The organism is Lactonifactor longoviformis (assembly GCF_042848515.1).
Taxonomy (GTDB): domain Bacteria; phylum Bacillota; class Clostridia; order Lachnospirales; family Lachnospiraceae; genus Lactonifactor; species Lactonifactor longoviformis.
On the sequence record NZ_AP031453.1, the window covers coordinates 3679385 to 3696994 of the forward strand.

Consider the following 17610-nt stretch of genomic DNA (forward strand, 5'->3'; position numbering starts at 1 on the left):
CCTTTCTTCTATTTCAGATATTCCTCCAAGGTTATCTGCTTCTCCGTAATCTCTCGGGCTGCCTCCTTTCCCACATAGCGGAAATGCCAGGGCTCATAGTCAATCTTTGTAATCTCCTCCTTGCCCTCCGGATACCGGAGAATAAAGCCGTATTTGCTGCAGTTTTCCCTCAGCCACCGGTTCTCCGGCGTATCCACCTGGGTCTCGTCCAGCATTTGATTGGAGAGAGCCGTAATATCCACCGCCAGGCCCGTTTCGTGTTCGCTGTACCCTGCAGGCATTACCGTTCTTGTCACATTTTGATACGCAGTATCATAATCCATACCCTTTGCTGTTAATTTCCGGATATCCTGATCCAGAATCTCCTGCTGCCTCTCTGCGCTCCTGTAACCCGATGCAATGCAAAAGCTCAGCCCCTGGGCATTCCCCGCCGTCAGCATGTCCCGCAGATCGTTATAGATCACTTGGGCAACGCTCTTATTGCCGCTGTTCAGCACTTTCAGATCCGGATCGTAATCCTTGGGCAGCGGCGTATCCTTGTTCACAAGAAGCAGCAGCGGGTCGTTCTTTTTTTCTGATTTGGAAGCCCCTTCAGCTTCCACCTCTGCCTCCTGTATGGTCTCTCCTTCAGCCTGAGAGGTTGCCACATCCCGGCTTTTTTTCGGAGAACATCCAAGAATGCAGAGGCCTGCTATGATAACTATCGAAAAATGGTAGTATAATTTTCTTCTCATGCAGCATTCCTCCTCTTATGTCTCTTCTCTGATATAAAGGATAAGCCTCTCTTGCATCGAAAACGTTTATTTTTTGTATCATAGTTGTATCATTTTTCCTCTTCTGTAATACTGTTTATCCAGTCCAGCATACTGCTGATCCCAAGCTGCGCATTAAATCCCCTGTCATCATACCTCTGTCCGCTTATGATGTTAAATTTTGTCTTTCCCAAAACTGCATGCATCCAAACATCCGTTTCCATCCCGACAGCCTTCCAGGAGTCTTCCTCTACCTTCAGGTAGTCGGCGGCATATGCCTGAATACTGTCATAGCTTTCCTCATAATCCAGCACAGGCTCCGTCCTGGACGCATCCGTCACGGACATACTGTAATTCTCCAGCATCTCCTGAGAGTAAGAAATCCTCTGGAGGAAGTTTATGCAGTATATGGTATAGGTATAAGCATCCACACACGCTTCCATAAAAAAGCCATCGCTGTTCTCGAACTTCAGCCGCCAGAATAACACACTGTCCCCTGAATTTTCTGTGTCAGAGATATCCCTCACACTATAAAGCTGGGACGACTGAAAGCATTCCTGCAGATTATAGAAAAGGATCCTGTCTGTCATGCTGTTTGCGGACATCTGGTTCAGCTCTACGGTCAGCTTTTCCACAAGCTTTTCCTCGCTGACCGCATTTTCTCTTGTCTGGCGGACCGGCCGGAGGGGTTCTCCGTTCCTCTCCCCCTGGGTCAGTATCTTTATTTTCTGCTCTATGGAGGTATCATATTCATGAGAGATAAGACTTTGTTCCCTGGAAAACAAAGTGACATGTTCCTGATACTTGCCGTCCCACAGCCTGGAGTAGGCCTGGGGAAGAAAGATGGCTGTGATCACCAGCATACAGACCAGCAGAAAGCTGAAGAAATATTTCCATCTTCCTCTATGCATGGTATTCCTCCTTTCCGGGGAAGAAGATAGCGATAGACGTCCCCTTGCCCTGCTCACTCTGAATCTCCCATCTGGCACCGTGCAGATAGACAATTCTGCTGCACAGAGTCAGCCCCAGCCCTGCTCCCCCCTGCTTTCTGGAACGGGATTTGTCTACCATATAGAAAGCTTCTGTAATCCGGCTGAGCTCCTCCTTGGGAATCCCGCAGCCATTGTCCCGGACACAGACCTCGTAACCATCGGTCCGCTTTCTGCCCCAAAGGGATATTATGCCCCCCGCCTTCAGCGCTTTTCTGGAATTATCCATTAGATTTATAAACAGGGACATGAGAAGATCTCTGTCTCCCTTGACCTCTCCCTCCTCTATATCTTCCTCCAGGTGAATCTTCTTCTCCGCCAGAGAAGCCGTTACTACCCGTCCCGCCTCCTCCAAAAGCGGCTTCACAGAGAGTGTCCGAAGCTCCTGATCCTGGTTATCGGTTACGATAAGCTCCAGCAGCTTTAAGGACAGACTCTCCAGGCGCTTTCCCTGGGAATAAATGTAGTTGGATGCCTCCATAATCTCCTCCCGGTTCAGCTCCATCATGCGGAGCATATCGGCATAGCCGATAATGGAAGTGAGAGGAGTCTTCAGCTCATGGGCAAAAGAGGCTGTAAAGTCCTCCTGCTTTCTGGCTGCTTCCTGGAGCTCCTCGATTTTTCTGGACAGCTTGTCCGCCATACTGTTAAAGTCCTTTGTCAGCTCTCCGATCTCATCCTCCCCATAATGCCTGGCACGGATCTGATAGTCCCCCCTGGCAAACCGCCTGGTGATTCTGGACAGGGATACCACGGATCTGGTGAGAAGCTGAGAGAGGATCAGGGTCACACACCCGGTGAGGACCAGAAGAATCAGAATGGCGATTCGATATCTGGCAAACAGCGCTTCCCGCTCCCTGTAGATATAAGAAATATCCATTATGTTTTCCAGATAAAAAGGGCTTTCCTTTTCTCCTGCCCTGCATATCACTGCCAGATAATACCCGTCGTTTCTCTCCTTGGGATCGTGGTAGATCTGGTAGCCCCCCGCCGCCCCGTCCAGACTGGAGATAAAGTCCATATCCGTTTCCATGCCTGTATTGTCAAACAGCAGCTTTGCCTCCCTGTCATACACCCGGATAAAACTCTCTCCCCCCGCGCTCCCGTCTCTCATAGAGTTAGAGATATCCTGGAATACGCTGTCCTGCATCACAACATACTCTTCCCCAAGAGAGTCCAAAGCCATCTCAAAGGCGAACTGAAACATCTGGTTCTCAGACTTTCCCCTGTCAATTTCTCTCTCCAGAGAAGTCTGAAAGGTAGCATTTACCATCCACGCCCCGAAGATACTGAAAATCAGAGTAATGAAGGATATAAAAATGAAAAAGATCTTCCACCGGAACTTCATCTATGCCTCCAATCGGTATCCCACTTTATACACAGACACTATATGCTTTTCCCAACCCAGTTTTTTCCGCAGCCGCTGCACGTGGAGATCTACTGTTCTGCTGTCCCCCAGATAACTGCTCTCCCATACATTTTCATAGATGGTCTCCCGGTAAAGCGCTACATTTTTGTTCCGCACAAAGAGCAGCAGAAGTTCAAACTCTTTCAGAGTGAGAAGCACCTGTTCCTTGTTCTGTCTGACGATCCGGGAAGGCACATCAATCTCCACATCCAGGACCCGTATTATCTTCTGGGTCTTGTGATACCTTCTGAGGGTGCTCTCCACACGGGCCAGAAGCTCTACTATCTCAAAAGGCTTTGTAATATAATCGTCCGCTCCCTGGCGAAGCCCCTTCACTTTGTGGTTCAGGGTTCCCATAGCTGTGATAAAAATCACGGGAAGGTCCAGTGTCTTGGCATATTCCAGCAGTTCATACCCGTCAATCTTTGGCAGCATGATATCCAAAAGGATCAGATCATAGCCTCCTTCCGCCATCTGGTCCGCGGCCTCCAGACCATCAAAGGCGCAGTCACACAGGTACCCCGCCTTCGTTAGATTTATCCGTATAAGATTCGATATCGGCTCTTCGTCTTCCACAATTAGTATTTTGATCATCTTTTTCTCCCCTGTATCATTTGTATCCATTATACCTCAAAGATGTATCAAAATTGTATCATTTCCAGGATTTTCTGCAGAAATGAAGGGATTAGTCTGCCCTCTCACGGGATGCCGGGATCGCTTTATATGCGCACAGCGCATCCTGCGCATGCACCGGTTCTGTCTGATGGTTCCCCTCCCCTTTCGCAGATACAAAGATATACTCCCTCCCGTCCTTCATTGCCAGACTGGCCAGGCAAAGCCCTGCCTCCTGGGTATACCCGGTCTTGCCGCCCTCGATTTCTCCCCCCGGAAACGACGGGTCCTCAAGACTCTGGGAAAGCGTACTGTAAAATGTGATGCCCTCCGGATGCAGATTAGTCCCTCCCGTGGAATATCTGGAGGAGGTAAAGATCTCCCGGAACGTATCATTTTTCAGGGCATTGTCCAGAAGGCAGGCAATATCCTCAACTGTAGAATAATGGTTCTCATCCGGAAGTCCGGTGGTATTGGAAAAGTGCGTTTGTTTCATCCCCAATTTTTCTGCTTTTTTATTCATCAGCGAGGCAAACCCATCCTCGGATCCGGCAATTTTTTCAGCCAGCCCCACACAGCACTCCGCACCGCTTGGAAGCATTGCCCCGTAAAGCAGATCTCTGGCTTTCACCTGTTCCCCCGGCTGGAAGCCCGCCATAGATGCCCCCTGGGCGTACAGCGGGTCAAAAAGTTCTGCCGAAAGAAGAATCTCCTCGTCCAAATCCGGGAGCTGTTCTATTGCGGTAAGCACTGTCATTATTTTGGTCAGAGAGGCCGGATAAATCTTCTCCCCGCCGCTTTTTTGAAACAATATCCGACCGTCCTCTCTTCTGAGTAAGACAGCATTAGGACTTTTCACATCTATCTGCAATACTTCCCCTGGTGCGGCACTGCCTAATCCGGTTTTCTCTGAGACAAGCCCTTGGATCTGCCGGCCGGCGGGCAGCAGCAGAAGCAAAAGAACCAACAGCAGAAAAACCGCGGCCAGATTCCCCAGCCTTCTCATCCCTCTTCGTCTTTTTCTTCCTTTTCTCGTCATAACTACTCCCTCCTATCTACAACAATTATTGCACAGACAAGGAGTGCTTTTGATCCTATTCTCTTATAAACCTCTTAAAAAATACTTAATCCTGCTACTTATATCCTCCTCTACTCTGCTAAGAAAAGCTTTCTTTAGAGATCTAACTATGTTATGATTTAAGAAATTGTTAGAAGGATAGAGAGGAAGCTATATTGGGAAAAAAGACACTGCCGGAAGTGGAAGCGCTTGCCGGAAAAATATTAAAAACCTATTTCTGCGACTCTGATCTGGAATTTATGATCTCCACCTTTGCGGATGACATCATATGGCTGGGAGGGGGCGAAAAACAGAAGGCAGAAGGCAGGGAAGCGGTAGAAGCCTGCTTTCGCATGGGAAAAGACGATATGATTGCCTGTGATATGTCGGAAGAGGAATTTCACTCTCTGGATTTGGGGGGCGGCTCCTATCTCTGCGAAGGCGTCAGCCGTCTGCAAAGCAAACCGGGGTGTGATGCATATCTGGATGTCCGGCAGCGGGTAACCTTCATCTTTCGGGAGAAGGGAGAGGCGTTAGAAACCGTACATATCCACAACTCAGTCCCCTATGCTGCCATTAAGGACGACGAATTATTTCCTGTTGAGGCCGGCCGGGAGGAATACCAGCGCCTGAAGCTGGCCCTGAACGAAAAAAGTCTGGAATACGAACAGCAGGCTCAGTTTCTGGAACATCTGTACAATACTATTCCCTGCGGAATTATTCAGTTTGCCACCAAACCGGATCACGAAGTGATTTCTGCCAACCCTATGGCCTGGAAGATTTACGGGTACTCCTCGGAAGAGGAATTCCGCCATACGGCAAAAAGCCCTCTCCTGGAGGCGGAAACCCAGGACTATACTCGTATCGCCTCTATCATAGAGGAGCTGACGCTGAACGGGGAAGCGGGAACCTACCGAAGGAGATGCTATAAGAAAAACGGGGAGGAAGCATGGATCAATGCGGTAATGAGAAGGATTATTAACAGCGACGGCCTGGAGGTCATACAGGCGGTGATTACAGACATCACAGAGCAGGTGTCGCTGGAAAAAGCCCAGGAGCAGGAACGTGTCCTAGAAAACCGGTTTCTTAGAGCGGCTATCCACACAGCCTACCCGCAGATTATGAGCCTGAACCTGACCAGGAATACATACAGCCGCTTTTCCTACTGCCAGGATGGCTATTCCACCCCCAAAGAAGGTCTGTACACGGACATGATAAACAGCAGCCTTCCGAATATATACGCTTCTTATCAGAACGATTTTGCCGCCACCTTCAGCAGGGAAGCACTGATGAGACGCTTCGCCGCCGGAGAGCAGGAAGTATACATGGAGCTTCAGGAAAAAGATGCAGACGGCATCTACCATTGGATATCTGTCCATATGATTAAGGTAGAGAACCCTTTCAATGACGACATTCTTGCCATTGATTTGGTTAAGGTTCTGGATTCCCAGAGGATGGAAAAGGCCCGTCAGGAACAGCTGCTCCGGGATGCCCTCGCCTCCGCCAAAGCCGCCAGCCATGCCAAATCTGACTTTCTGTCCCGCATGAGCCATGATATCCGCACACCTATGAATGCCATCATCGGTATGAGTACCATCGGGCAGCTGAAGCTGGAGGATAAAAAAGTCGTTCAGGACTGTTTCAAGAGAATTGACGCCTCCTCCCAATACCTGCTTTCCCTGATCAATGATATTCTGGATATGTCTAAAATCGAGACCCATAAGATGGAGATCGCCAGCGAACTTTTTAGCTTTAAGGAGTTTCTGGATGAAGTAAACGGACTCATATACTCCCAGACAGTTGAAAAAGGAATTTCTTATGAAATGCGGCACCGGGAGCCTTTGGAAGCCCATTATATCGGGGATTCCCTGCGTATGAAACAAATTATGATGAATCTTCTCTCAAACGCATTAAAGTTCACCCCATCCGGAGGCAGAATCACCATAGATATCAAAGAGGAAAGACGGACCAACGGATTTGCCTATCTGCAGTTTACAGTCAGCGATACGGGAATCGGCATGTCAGAAGAATTCATGGAACGGATGTTCCAGCCATTTGAACAGGAATCCCCCGGGAGCGCGCGGAACAATGTGGGCAGCGGGCTGGGCCTCTCCATCGTCTATAATCTGGCCCAGCTTATGGGAGGAGAGGTTATGGCAGAGAGCAGTAAGGCGGAGGGAAGTAAATTTACGGTTACCATCCCCCTCCGGCTGGTATCCGATGACGCTGAAAAAGAGTGGAACCGGAAGCGTCAGAATCTCCTGAAAGGGTTTCGCGTGTTAGTGGCAGACGACGACCCTTCCGTGGGAAAACAGACTGCTTTTATTCTGGAAGAGATCGGGGCCAAAACGGTTTGGACCGCATCCGGCTTTGAGGCAATCGGGGAAGTGAGCAAAAGTCTGGAAGAGCACCGGGCGTTTGACATTGCTATGATCGACTGGAAAATGCCGGGCATGGATGGTATTGAGACTGCCCGGCGTATCCGCCGCCTGGCAGGCCCCGATACAATGATTATTATGATCACAGCATACAACTGGGTCGAAATCGAAAAAGAAGCCAGAGAGGCCGGGATTGATTACTTTCTCGCCAAGCCGCTGCTGCGCTCTTCCATCTTCAATACACTGTCAGAATTGGGCAAAAAGGAGGCGGCCCCCAAGGAGGCTCCTGCATCCCCATTAGAGGGCCGGCGGATTCTTCTGGTGGAGGATAATGAGCTGAACCAGGAAATAGCCAAAACACTGCTGGAGCTTCATGGAGCCGCCGTGGATGTGGCCTCCAACGGAAAAGAGGCTGTGGAGGCATACCAAAGCCAGCCCCCCGGTACCTACCAGGCAATCCTGATGGATATCCGAATGCCCGTAATGGACGGACTTGAGGCCACAAAAGCGATCCGGGCACTGAACCGCAGTGATTCCTCTGCAGTGCCTATCCTGGCCATGACAGCCAATGCCTTTGAAGAAGATAAAAAAGAAGCGTATGCAGCCTGTATGTCAGGCTATCTGGTAAAGCCGCTGGACATTACTACACTGCTCAGGGAGCTGGACAGAGTACTGTGATTACTAAAACACCTCAGGCTGCGGGGGATACCCCCCTCAGCCTGAGGTGTCTCTTTCGTTTTACTTCCTTTGGGAACCGGATGTTAATCTGCCTTTCTCATTCTCTCAGACAGGGTCTGCTTCTGCAGCAGCTGTACCCCGTACCGTGTCATGCCCGTCTGCATAGCGCCCAGTACAGCCACAAACAGGAGAACCGGAATCCACGGGTACTGGTATTTGACACTCATTCCCATCTGATCCAGAGCATCCACCAGCCCATATCCCAGCAGTCCTCCAAACGTCAGCGTGCAGACAATAGTAACTGCCACATAGATGAGGCTTTCCCGTCCCAGCATCTTTTTCATCTGCTCCCTGGTCATCCCCACAGCCTGCAGGATTCCCAGCTCCCGCTTTCTGGTAAACAGATTCGTCAGTATTGTATTCATCAGATTAATCACTCCGAACACTACCAGGAATCCTGCCAGGACAAAGAGAATAATCTTTGCCGGCAAAAACATCTGATCCAGATATGCCATATTTTCTGTCTTGGAGTTGAGAAACAGGTTCTCTTCGCTGCCGTACAGCTTTTCCAGTGTCTCCCCCACTTCCCCGCTCTTCTTCGGGTCTGTCTCAATCTCAAACCCGTAGGTGGTATCCATGCCGGCCCAGTCATCAAGGGTCTCCGACGGCATAAGCAGCGTGCTTCCCATAATGGTAATAGGCAGCTTTTTATTCTCCTTTCTGTGATCCATCATCCAGGATATATAATGAAAGGTGCCCACTACGGGAAAGTCCTTTTCTATTCTTTCTCCTCTGCCGTTGTATGTGGCAACATGAATCACATCCCCTCTTTTTACCGGAAATTCTTTAAAGTTGCTGTTGCTTTCTGTCTCAACAATCAGGCCCGGCTGGCTGATAAGCTCCTCATAGGTCTGGGGGCCGTCATATCCCATCTGCTTCACCCATTCAAATTCGTCCTTGCTGAATCCATTGATCCCCAGATTCGTCTCTTTCTGAAAGAGATCGGTACTCACGTTCAGATATCTCCAGGGACGGGTTGCAGTTACGCCGTCGATTCCCTCCACTTCTTTTCTCGTCTCATTGCCGATGATGCCGCTGCTCTGCAGTGCCGCATACTGCTTCATTCTTCCTTCTTCACTGAGATCCTGACTGCCAAACCCGGATTCGGCGGACAGCTGAAGCTGGTAATCCCCGTTGGGAAAAGAGGATTCCACAGAAGCGCCCGGATTGTAGGAAATTACAAAGCTGCTGATAGCGCCCAGCAAAACTCCGGCAAGCACCAGAGAACACATGGTAAGAAAGGATTTCTTTTTGCTTCTCTTCAGATTGAGGACCGCCAGATTTCCCGGGGTCAGATAAGAATACCTTTTTTTAGAGACCCCCTGCTTCTGGGAATAGCCGGTATAACTGATGGCCTCAACCGGTGCTGTTTTAGCCGCAATCTTTCCCGGCTTGCTCACAGATATACGCACAGCTGCAAACCCTAGCACAGCACACACAGCCATCCCTCCAAGAGTCGTCTTCCAGTCCCAGCCGCCGGGAATCAGCAGATATCCCATCAATGCTCCAATGACAAGGCCCAGAGGTATCCCCTTTGCCGCAAGTGAAGTCCCTTCCCGGGACACCAGGCTCCTGACCTGTTTTCTGGTCATGCCAAGGGTTCTCATTTGTCCGTACTCTCTCACCTTTCCTGCCACAGCGATATAGAAAATATTGTGGATTACCAGCCCGGCTGCCGCTAAAATAAGGATTGCCACAAGGGCCAAAGCCGCCACACTGGTTGCCGTAAGTCTGGATATGCTTGCCTGATTAAAGAATGCCTCGCTAACTTTACTCTGTTCCTGGGTCAGCCCGATCTTTTCTCCCAGCGCTGCCGCAGTCTCCTCTGCCTGAGGAAATGTCATATTTACTGCATGGTTCAGATTCACTGTGGCATCCAGAAGACATTCTTCATCCCCGGTAAGAGCCAACGCACAGGGCAGCGAGACATAGATTCTGTGATTGTTGCTGGTCTTGGATGGCGTATCCACAATGCCCGTAACCTTATATTCTCTTACTGTCTTATCTCCCAGATCCAGGGACACCGTATCCCCCGGCTGGATCTTAAGGCCTAACTGCTTCAGATAATCCCGGGGTACCATAATCTCCCCGTCCTTTTGGGGCAGCTCACCAGTATAAGAAATCTCATTTTTTTCCATCATGATCTCATCCTGATAGATAACGCCTAAACGGTTGCTGCCCACTTTACTGCTTCCCACGCTCTTGGATAAGCCCAGCCATTTTATCTCAGAAAATCCTTTTAACTGTTCCGCCTGTTCCGGAGTGATATCCAGATAGGATACCTGGGGGGTATCTTCCTGGGTCCGCAGCTGCTGCTTTGAGTTTCCAAAGAGATATAATACAAAGGTGAGCACCAGAGCCACTCCCATGGCTATGGTCAAACAGGTGAATATATTTCTGGTTCTGCTGCCTGCAAGGCTTTTCTTTGCAATCTGCTTAATCACAGCACCATTGTTGTTCTGATCCATCTTCATTACTGCCACCTGCTTTCCGCGATTTTTCCATCCTCGATGCGGATAATGGTATCTGCAAGCTGCGCAATCTCCTCGTTATGGGTAATCATTACAATAGTCTGCCCAAACCGCTCCCCGGTGGTTTTCAGAAGCCCCAGAACATCCTGGCTGGTGCGGGTATCCAGATTTCCTGTAGGCTCATCGGCCAGAAGGATGGCCGGTTTGGCTGCCAGCGCCCTGGCGATGGCCACTCGCTGCTGCTCTCCTCCCGATAACTGATTGGGCATGTTTTTCAGTTTTTTCCCAATGCCCATAATCTCTACTACCTCCATCACAAACTCCCTGTCAACCTTGCTTCCGTCCAGCTGGATGGGGAGCACAATGTTTTCATAGGCATTCAGGATGGGAACGAGATTATAGGCCTGAAATACAAACCCTATCTGACGGCGGCGGAAAATTGTAAGCTCATCGTCGCTCATTTTAGAGATTTCTCTCCCTGCCACCTCTACGCTGCCGCTGGTAGGGATATCCAGTCCCCCCATCATGTGGAGGAGGGTGGACTTGCCGCTCCCGGAGGTTCCCACTATTGCAGTAAAGCTTCCTTTTTCTACTTCCAGATTCACGCCGTCCAGGGCTCTCACCTGGGATTCTCCGGAACCATAATATTTTTTTAAGTTTTCAACCTTTAATATGCTCATGATACCTTCCTCATTTCCTTCGTTTTTCTATACTCTTATCCTATCACGTAATTGTTGCAAAACCCTCTCACGGAAAAAGAAAATGGTATCAATTCTGAAACATTCATCGCTGATCATTGGGAAGAAACAGGGAGAATTCTGCCCCCTCCCCCGGTTTTGAGCGCACGCTCACATATCCTCCCTGGAGAGATATAATCTTTCGGGTAAGATAAAGGCCCACCCCTATTCCCTTTACCTCATGTACCTTATTCTCCCGGTAAAACCGTTTAAAGATATCGTTTCGGTGCTTCGGATCTATGCCGATGCCCGTATCCCGGATGCTGATTTTGGTGTAGATCTGCCACTGACGCACTAAGAGGGTTATGGTCCCTCCCTCCGGCGTATATTTCACAGCATTATCCAGTACATTAAAAACTGCCTCCTCGGTCCACTTGGGATCGTACCACAGGCGGATTCCTTCCCTGCACTCTGCTTTGATCGTAAGATTTTTTTCCTGTGCCGACAGGGTTACCGCCGCCACAGCCCTGGCCAGTGTATGGTATAAATCACCCTCTGACTTTTTCAAAACAATCAGACTGCTCTCCAGTCGGGACATCTTAATCAGGGCCTGCACCAGGAATTCCAGCTTTCTTACCTGCTGGTGCAGAATCTCCAGGAACTTCACTTGCTCCTCTCTGGGCAGCTCACAGTCCCGAATGGTATCGCTGTACATGAGGATATTGGCAATAGGGGTTTTCAGCTGGTGGGAAATATCGGAGATGATCTGCTGCACTTCTGCCTTTTTCCCATTGCTCTCCTCCACGGTATGGCGGGTAATCTCAGCCAGGGCCTCCAGCTTTGCGGCTAATTTGGAAGAAATCCTTTCTTCCTCCCTGTTGATCTGGGGTTCTTTTCCTGCAATCAAATCATCCACACAGCTGCTAATACGATCCGTCAGTTCCAGATAGATTCTCCTGTGCATCCAATATCCCAGGCCCGCCATCACCGCCATGGCCAGGGCAAAGCCCACACAGCTTACCTGAATCCTCCCTACGCTCCAGGTTTTGGACCTCCAAAAAACAGAACACAGAAAAGCCGCAATAATGAAAATTAGTGCACCCCAGTAACAGACCGGCGCTCTTGTATGTTTCTTACTCATCTTCCCCCTCCATCCACTGGTATCCCATACCGTAAATAGTTTTTATGTATGAATTCTCCTCATCTGATATCTTGGATCTGAGACGGCTGATATTGATGGTCAGAGTGTGCTCATCCACAAAATTCCCCTCACTGTCCCACAGCTTATCCAGCAGCATTTCCCGGGTAAGCACCTGTCCCGGATTCCTGCAGAAAGCCTGCAGAAGCCTGAACTCTGTGGGGGTGAGTGTGAGGGGCTTCCCCCCCTTTCTTACGGTCATAGAGGCAAAATCTACCTGAAGATTTTTGCAGCAGTAAACCGTGTTTTTCTCTTCCTTCCTGCATCTGCGCAGGATTGCCTCCATCCTCTGCATCAATATCTTAATATTAAAAGGTTTCGTAATATAGTCATCTGCACCTGCCTCAAATCCCCGGATCATATCCTCATCCATATCCTGAGCCGTCAGGAAGATAATAGGGGTATTCATTTTTTCTCTTATTTTACGGGCAAAAGAAATCCCATCCCCGTCAGGAAGATTTACATCCAGCAGAATCAGTGCAATGGTTTCTTTCTTAATTACTGCTTCTGCTGTCTTTAGATCGTATGCCGGCACGGGCTGCCTTCCCCCTTTCTCCAGGTGAAAGCACACACCTGCATTTAACATTTCATCATCTTCTATAATTAGTATTTTATCCATACAGCACCTCTCGCCTTCTGCTTACTTATACAGCCTGCACAGTGCGGCAGGCACACATAGTATATCATATTTTGAATCCCATTCCTATAATGCGGATTTCGGTTATTGGATGCTCCTGCCCTGCAATAGCGCAGCCGCGCTGTATCTCCTTCGAGTTACAGCGCGGCTGCCGGGTATTTCCTGTTCCATCACATTTTTACACTTCTGTCACTGTCAAAAATCCGGATGCTCTACCTTCAGCACCACAGAGCGAATCCGTTTCCCTTCCATCTTTTCTATGATAAACTTTACAGACTCTAAAGCTACACTCTCATTCTTTCCGTCCGGAATATACCCAAGAGTCTCAATGAGAAACCCAGACAGAGTGTCATAATTCTCTGTTTTCAGGTCCAGGTGCAGCTGCTCATTGATCTCCTCAACCAGAACACTTCCGTCCAGACGATAGGTATCTTCCTCTATTTTTTCGATATCCGGAGTTACCATATCATACTCATCATTGATATCTCCCACGATTTCTTCCACAAGATCCTCAATGGTAACAATACCGGAAAAACCCCCGTATTCATCGATCAGGACTGCCATATGATCCCTGTTCCTCTGCATTTCCCGGAACAGTTCATCTGTGTTTTTGCTGTCCGGAACAAAGAACGCGGGGTGAATCAGCGCTCTGATATCCAGATCCGACCAAGCTGTTTTGTGCATCTCTATCATGAAATCTTTCATATGTAGGATTCCTACAATATTATCAATACTTTCTTCATAAACAGGGATTCTGGAATGGCGGCTCTCCAGTACCTCGTCAATATACGCCTCAAATGGCTCGCTCAGATCGATAGCAAATACGTCCCTTCTGGGAATCATAACATCCCTGGCCAGCTTATCGTCAAAAGAAAAGACAGAATTAATCATATCCCTCTCTTCTTTGTTGAAAACCCCTGCCTCGCTTCCCATTTCCAGCATGGCTTTGATTTCCTCCTCCGTTACTGCCTCCTCCAGATGATCGGTCTTCATCCCCGCCAGACGGAGCACGCCGTTGGTGGACAGCGACAATAATTTAATAAAGGGGGACAGGATCCTGGAAATAAGATAAATCGGCTTTACCGTCATCATACTGAACTCTTCCGCTTTCTGTAAAGCAATCCGTTTGGGAACCAGTTCTCCGAAGACAAGATTAAAATAAGACAGCAGTATAGTAAATGCCACAACTGCAATAGTTCCGCTGTAGGGAATCTCAAACTGTTTCAGCCACTCCCCAAGCAGCTGGGAGATACCTGTAGCTGCAGAAGCACTGGAAAGAAAGCCTGCAAAGGTAATCGCCACCTGTATGGTGGACAGGAATTTGGTGGAATCCTCGAAAAGGGTCTGCACCAGCATTGCCTTTTTGCTGCCCTCCTCAGCTAATACCTTAATCTTATTCTTGTTTACAGAGACCACTGCCATCTCCGCTCCTGCAAAAAAAGCATTCACCAGTGTCAGAAATACAAGAAACAGCAGCTGAAACATAATAGAGTTCCCGTCAGGGTCTGCGTCCATAAAAAATACTCCTCCTAAAAATAATTTTTAGAAGGAGTATACCATAAATTTCAGGGGACGTGGAGACATTTATTAAAGATTAACGAAAAATTTATATTTCCGGAACCCCTTGTTCTATTTCACCAGTTTCTGTATCTTTTTGCTTTTTTCTGTTCCTGCCCTGACCAGCAGCTCAAACAAAACAGATTCACAAGTGGTTAAAACTGCCCCTTCCGCCTCAGCCCGCCTGAGAGCTGCAGCCTTGTCCTCCAGCTTTCTGGAGGATATACAGTCTGTCACAAGAACGGGAACATACCCATTGGCCGTAAGGTCCAAAAGCGTCTGAAGAACACAGATATGTGCCTCAATACCGCAGAGTATAACATATTTTTTTCCCTGAATATAGGGAAGAACCGCTTCATACGCACTGAAGCTTATCTTCTCCGTATACTGTTCTGTACCCGCTGCCTCTGTAATCTCCCCTACCGTCCTTCCCAGTCCTTTGGTATACTGCTGGGTGATAAAAAGGGGGATGTCCAGCACTCTCAGTCCCCTCAGCAAAATGTCTGACGCCGCTGTCAGCTTCTCTCTCTCCGCCATCACAGGCATTAACCTCTCCTGATAATCTATCACAATGGCGGCTGTTTCCTCTGCTATTATCTTCACACTTATTTCTCCTCTCTGTCATATGGTTTCAGCATACCCCATATCCTTCCCTCTGTCCAGTATTTGCCAAGTATCGCACTGGTTGATTTAGACAGCCTGAAGTCAACTTCTGCTCCCTTGTTCCCGGAAGTTCCCGGCTTTACAATAGAAACACAAACTAGTAAAGAAGGTGACCTCAATGCAAAGACAAACAACCAAAAAAGATATCCTGGTAATCCGGGATTTTTCCAAATCCTATCAGAAAGGGAAGAAAGCGGTAAACGATCTGAGCCTTTCGGTTCAGGCAGGAGATATCTATGGATTCATCGGACACAACGGGGCGGGAAAGACGACCACCATCCGGGCGGTGGCAGGCATTCTGGAATTCCGGGAGGGAGAGATCCTGATCTGCGGCCATTCCGTTCAGAAAGAACCCATACTCTGCAAATCGGAGATCGCGTATATTCCCGACAACCCGGATCTCTACGAATATCTCACAGGGATTCAGTATCTTACTTATATTGGTGACATTTTTCAGGTGTCTGCCGCACAGAAGGAAGCGCGTATCCGGAAATACTCTGACCTTCTGGAGCTGACGGAGCATCTGGGGGACTTAATTTCCTCCTACTCTCACGGGATGAAGCAAAAACTGGCTATTATATCAGCTCTTATCCATGACCCACGTCTCCTCATACTGGACGAACCCTTTGTAGGTCTGGATCCACAGGCTTCCTATCACCTGAAAAGCATTATGAAAGAGCTGTGTGACAAGGGAAGTGCAATCTTTTTCTCCACCCACGTTCTGGAGGTAGCGGAGAAGCTCTGCAATAAGATAGCCATAATAAAAAACGGCAGGCTCATTGCCAGCGGTCCCACCGAAGAGGTTCGGGGCAGCAGCAGCCTGGAAGAAGTATTTCTGGAGGTGGCCAAGGATGAATAGCTATAAAGTTTTGTTCAAGGTTCAGCTTCTCTCCTCCTTTGGATTCAACCGTTTCCTCCATTCCAGAGATAAAAAAGACAGAAGAAACTGCATTCTGATGGGGGCTGTCTACGGAATCCTGTTTTTGATGGGCACGCTCTACAGTATTGCCATAGCCTATGGCTGCCGGCAGATGGGGATGACAGATCTTCTTCCCTCCCTGACGCTGATGGTCAGTGCCGTCCTCACCATAATCGTTACTTTTATGAAGACAAACGGGATTCTGTTTGGAATGAAGGACTATGACATGGTAATGTCACTTCCCGTCTCCGTCCCTGCCCTGCTCCTCTCCAGGCTTACTGCCGTGTACCTTATGAATCTTGCGGCTGCCGCCATTGCTATGGTGCCTTCCATGATTGTATACGGCCTGGAGCATCCGGGCGGTCCCGGGGGCTGGTTTACCATGCTAGTCTCTGTCTTTCTGGCTCCCCTCCTTCCCATGGTTCTGTCTGCCGTGGCAAGTACTCTGATTCTGTCTGCCGCACTCCGGTTTAAATACAGGAATCTTGCAACGATCCTGTTAAGTGTAGGGGCAATCCTGCTGGTGGTGGGTGCTTCTTTCCGTATGCAGAATATGAACGCAGAGGATCTTGCAGCCATCGGACAGGCAGCTGCACAGCAGGTGAATGCCGTCTATCCCCCGGCCGCCCTTCTCTCAGAGGCCCTGAATCACGGCAGCATGTTGTATTTCCTGTATTTTGTTCTCTTATCCCTGGGAAGTACCGGACTGTTTTTGCTGCTTTTGTCCCTGAGCTTTGCCAAAATAAACACAGCCCTCTTTTCTCATCACACCGGAGGGACCTACAAGATGCAGCATCTGGGCACAGCGTCACCTCTGGCTGCCATTTATAAAAAAGAATTCCGCCGCCTTATGTCCTCCTCCATCTACCTGCTGAATACGTCGGTGGGTGAGATTCTGCTCATTGTCTTAAGCGTCTTATTTCTCTTTACCGACAAGGGACAGCTGCAAGAGCTGCTGGGAGGATACGGAATTATCCTGGAATTCTCCCGGTCTATCCCCTTTGTCATCTCTCTCTTTATGGTTATGAGCTGCACAACCTGTGCCTCCATCTCTCTGGAGGGAAAGGCACGCTGGTGCCTTTTTACAGCCCCAGTGGCGCCCGGCACCATCTTTCTGGCAAAAATAGGAGTAAATCTGACACTTATGCTGCCCTCAGCAGGGATCGCCGGCATCTTCTTAGCCATACACTTCCGGCCGGATCCCCTCACCGGACTTTTCTTTTTCCTTACGCCTTTTGCCTACGCCTTCTTTACCGCGGTGCTTGGTCTTGCCCTGGATTTGAAATATCCCCGGTATGACTGGGCCACAGAATATCACGCGGTGAAGCAGGGACTCCCGGTCCTGGCAACCATAGGCGCCGGAATGCTCATGGTTCTGCCGCCCCTTGCCGTTACCTTCCTGATTTCCTCATGGGCCCTACCCGTGACAGTCTGTTTTACACTTCTTGCAGGGGGAGGTGCCTGGTATTTATATAGGAGAATCTCTTGTTTCTTTTCTTCAAATCTATTACAATAAAAGCGTGTTCCCTCAGAATGGAACGAGACTTAGGAAGA

14 protein-coding genes are annotated in these 17610 nt (G+C 49.0%); 3 read left to right on the forward strand and 11 right to left on the reverse strand.

Annotated features, from left to right (window positions below):
• Positions 1–8: 8 nt before the first annotated feature.
• The 5 genes from ACGHCT_RS16780 to ACGHCT_RS16800 all read right to left on the reverse strand — a co-directional run bounded on the left by ACGHCT_RS16780 (position 9) and on the right by ACGHCT_RS16800 (position 4800).
• The gene (locus ACGHCT_RS16780) at positions 9–734 is read right to left on the reverse strand and encodes a M15 family metallopeptidase (RefSeq protein ID WP_390436970.1); all 726 of its coding nucleotides are present in this window, start codon (positions 732–734) and stop codon (positions 9–11) included.
• 89 nt (positions 735–823) lie between these two features.
• The gene (locus tag ACGHCT_RS16785; RefSeq protein WP_072848614.1) at positions 824–1663 is read right to left on the reverse strand and encodes a hypothetical protein; all 840 of its coding nucleotides are present in this window, start codon (positions 1661–1663) and stop codon (positions 824–826) included.
• On the reverse strand, positions 1656–3089 hold the full coding sequence (locus ACGHCT_RS16790; protein WP_390436971.1) for an ATP-binding protein: 1434 nt from the start codon (positions 3087–3089) through the stop codon (positions 1656–1658). Before ACGHCT_RS16790 ends, ACGHCT_RS16785 begins: the two co-directional genes overlap by 8 nt.
• Positions 3090–3743: a response regulator transcription factor gene (locus tag ACGHCT_RS16795; RefSeq protein ID WP_390436972.1), complete on the reverse strand. Its 654-nt coding sequence runs from the start codon at positions 3741–3743 to the stop codon at positions 3090–3092.
• 91 nt (positions 3744–3834) lie between these two features.
• Entirely contained in the window at positions 3835–4800 is a 966-nt protein-coding gene (locus ACGHCT_RS16800; protein ID WP_390436973.1) for a D-alanyl-D-alanine carboxypeptidase family protein, read from the reverse strand.
• Positions 4801–4994: 194 nt separating this feature from the next.
• On the opposite strand from ACGHCT_RS16800, the gene ACGHCT_RS16805 reads away from it, so the two are divergent.
• The gene (locus tag ACGHCT_RS16805) at positions 4995–7874 is read left to right on the forward strand and encodes a response regulator (RefSeq protein ID WP_390436974.1); all 2880 of its coding nucleotides are present in this window, start codon (positions 4995–4997) and stop codon (positions 7872–7874) included.
• Between the two features lie 83 nt (positions 7875–7957).
• Here ACGHCT_RS16805 and ACGHCT_RS16810 read toward each other — a convergent pair whose 3' ends face one another.
• The 6 genes from ACGHCT_RS16810 to ACGHCT_RS16835 form a co-directional block, all read right to left on the reverse strand.
• On the reverse strand, positions 7958–10408 hold the full coding sequence (locus ACGHCT_RS16810; protein WP_390436975.1) for an ABC transporter permease: 2451 nt from the start codon (positions 10406–10408) through the stop codon (positions 7958–7960).
• Positions 10408–11085 carry an ABC transporter ATP-binding protein gene (locus tag ACGHCT_RS16815; protein ID WP_072848621.1) on the reverse strand — a complete coding sequence of 226 codons (678 nt, stop codon included), beginning with the start codon at positions 11083–11085 and terminating at the stop codon, positions 10408–10410. The genes ACGHCT_RS16810 and ACGHCT_RS16815 overlap by 1 nt, the downstream gene beginning before the upstream one ends.
• A gap of 103 nt (positions 11086–11188) precedes the next feature.
• Complete coding sequence (locus ACGHCT_RS16820; RefSeq protein WP_390436976.1) at positions 11189–12223, reverse strand: sensor histidine kinase; 1035 nt, start codon at positions 12221–12223, stop codon at positions 11189–11191.
• The gene (locus ACGHCT_RS16825; RefSeq protein ID WP_390436977.1) at positions 12216–12899 is read right to left on the reverse strand and encodes a response regulator transcription factor; all 684 of its coding nucleotides are present in this window, start codon (positions 12897–12899) and stop codon (positions 12216–12218) included. The genes ACGHCT_RS16820 and ACGHCT_RS16825 overlap by 8 nt, the downstream gene beginning before the upstream one ends.
• A 213-nt stretch (positions 12900–13112) precedes the next feature.
• The gene (locus ACGHCT_RS16830; RefSeq protein WP_390436978.1) at positions 13113–14432 is read right to left on the reverse strand and encodes a hemolysin family protein; all 1320 of its coding nucleotides are present in this window, start codon (positions 14430–14432) and stop codon (positions 13113–13115) included.
• Between the two features lie 114 nt (positions 14433–14546).
• On the reverse strand, positions 14547–15077 hold the full coding sequence (locus tag ACGHCT_RS16835; RefSeq protein ID WP_390436979.1) for an isochorismatase family protein: 531 nt from the start codon (positions 15075–15077) through the stop codon (positions 14547–14549).
• 205 nt (positions 15078–15282) lie between these two features.
• Between ACGHCT_RS16835 and ACGHCT_RS16840 the strand changes: the two genes are divergently transcribed.
• Positions 15283–15996 carry an ABC transporter ATP-binding protein gene (locus tag ACGHCT_RS16840; protein WP_390440208.1) on the forward strand — a complete coding sequence of 238 codons (714 nt, stop codon included), beginning with the start codon at positions 15283–15285 and terminating at the stop codon, positions 15994–15996.
• Positions 15989–17572 carry a hypothetical protein gene (locus ACGHCT_RS16845; RefSeq protein WP_390436980.1) on the forward strand — a complete coding sequence of 528 codons (1584 nt, stop codon included), beginning with the start codon at positions 15989–15991 and terminating at the stop codon, positions 17570–17572. Before ACGHCT_RS16840 ends, ACGHCT_RS16845 begins: the two co-directional genes overlap by 8 nt.
• Positions 17573–17610: the final 38 nt, after the last annotated feature.

What these genes read in the sequence shown, in the direction of transcription:
- ACGHCT_RS16780 (WP_390436970.1), bottom strand. Translation starts at nt 734, where the DNA reads ATGAGAAGAAAATTATACTACCATTTTTCGATAGTTATCATAGCAGGC.
- ACGHCT_RS16785 (WP_072848614.1), bottom strand. Translation starts at nt 1,663, where the DNA reads ATGCATAGAGGAAGATGGAAATATTTCTTCAGCTTTCTGCTGGTCTGT.
- ACGHCT_RS16790 (WP_390436971.1), bottom strand. Translation starts at nt 3,089, where the DNA reads ATGAAGTTCCGGTGGAAGATCTTTTTCATTTTTATATCCTTCATTACT.
- ACGHCT_RS16795 (WP_390436972.1), bottom strand. Translation starts at nt 3,743, where the DNA reads ATGATCAAAATACTAATTGTGGAAGACGAAGAGCCGATATCGAATCTT.
- ACGHCT_RS16800 (WP_390436973.1), bottom strand. Translation starts at nt 4,800, where the DNA reads ATGACGAGAAAAGGAAGAAAAAGACGAAGAGGGATGAGAAGGCTGGGG.
- ACGHCT_RS16810 (WP_390436975.1), bottom strand. Translation starts at nt 10,408, where the DNA reads ATGAAGATGGATCAGAACAACAATGGTGCTGTGATTAAGCAGATTGCA.
- ACGHCT_RS16815 (WP_072848621.1), bottom strand. Translation starts at nt 11,085, where the DNA reads ATGAGCATATTAAAGGTTGAAAACTTAAAAAAATATTATGGTTCCGGA.
- ACGHCT_RS16820 (WP_390436976.1), bottom strand. Translation starts at nt 12,223, where the DNA reads ATGAGTAAGAAACATACAAGAGCGCCGGTCTGTTACTGGGGTGCACTA.
- ACGHCT_RS16825 (WP_390436977.1), bottom strand. Translation starts at nt 12,899, where the DNA reads ATGGATAAAATACTAATTATAGAAGATGATGAAATGTTAAATGCAGGT.
- ACGHCT_RS16830 (WP_390436978.1), bottom strand. Translation starts at nt 14,432, where the DNA reads ATGGACGCAGACCCTGACGGGAACTCTATTATGTTTCAGCTGCTGTTT.
- ACGHCT_RS16845 (WP_390436980.1), top strand. Translation starts at nt 15,989, where the DNA reads ATGAATAGCTATAAAGTTTTGTTCAAGGTTCAGCTTCTCTCCTCCTTT.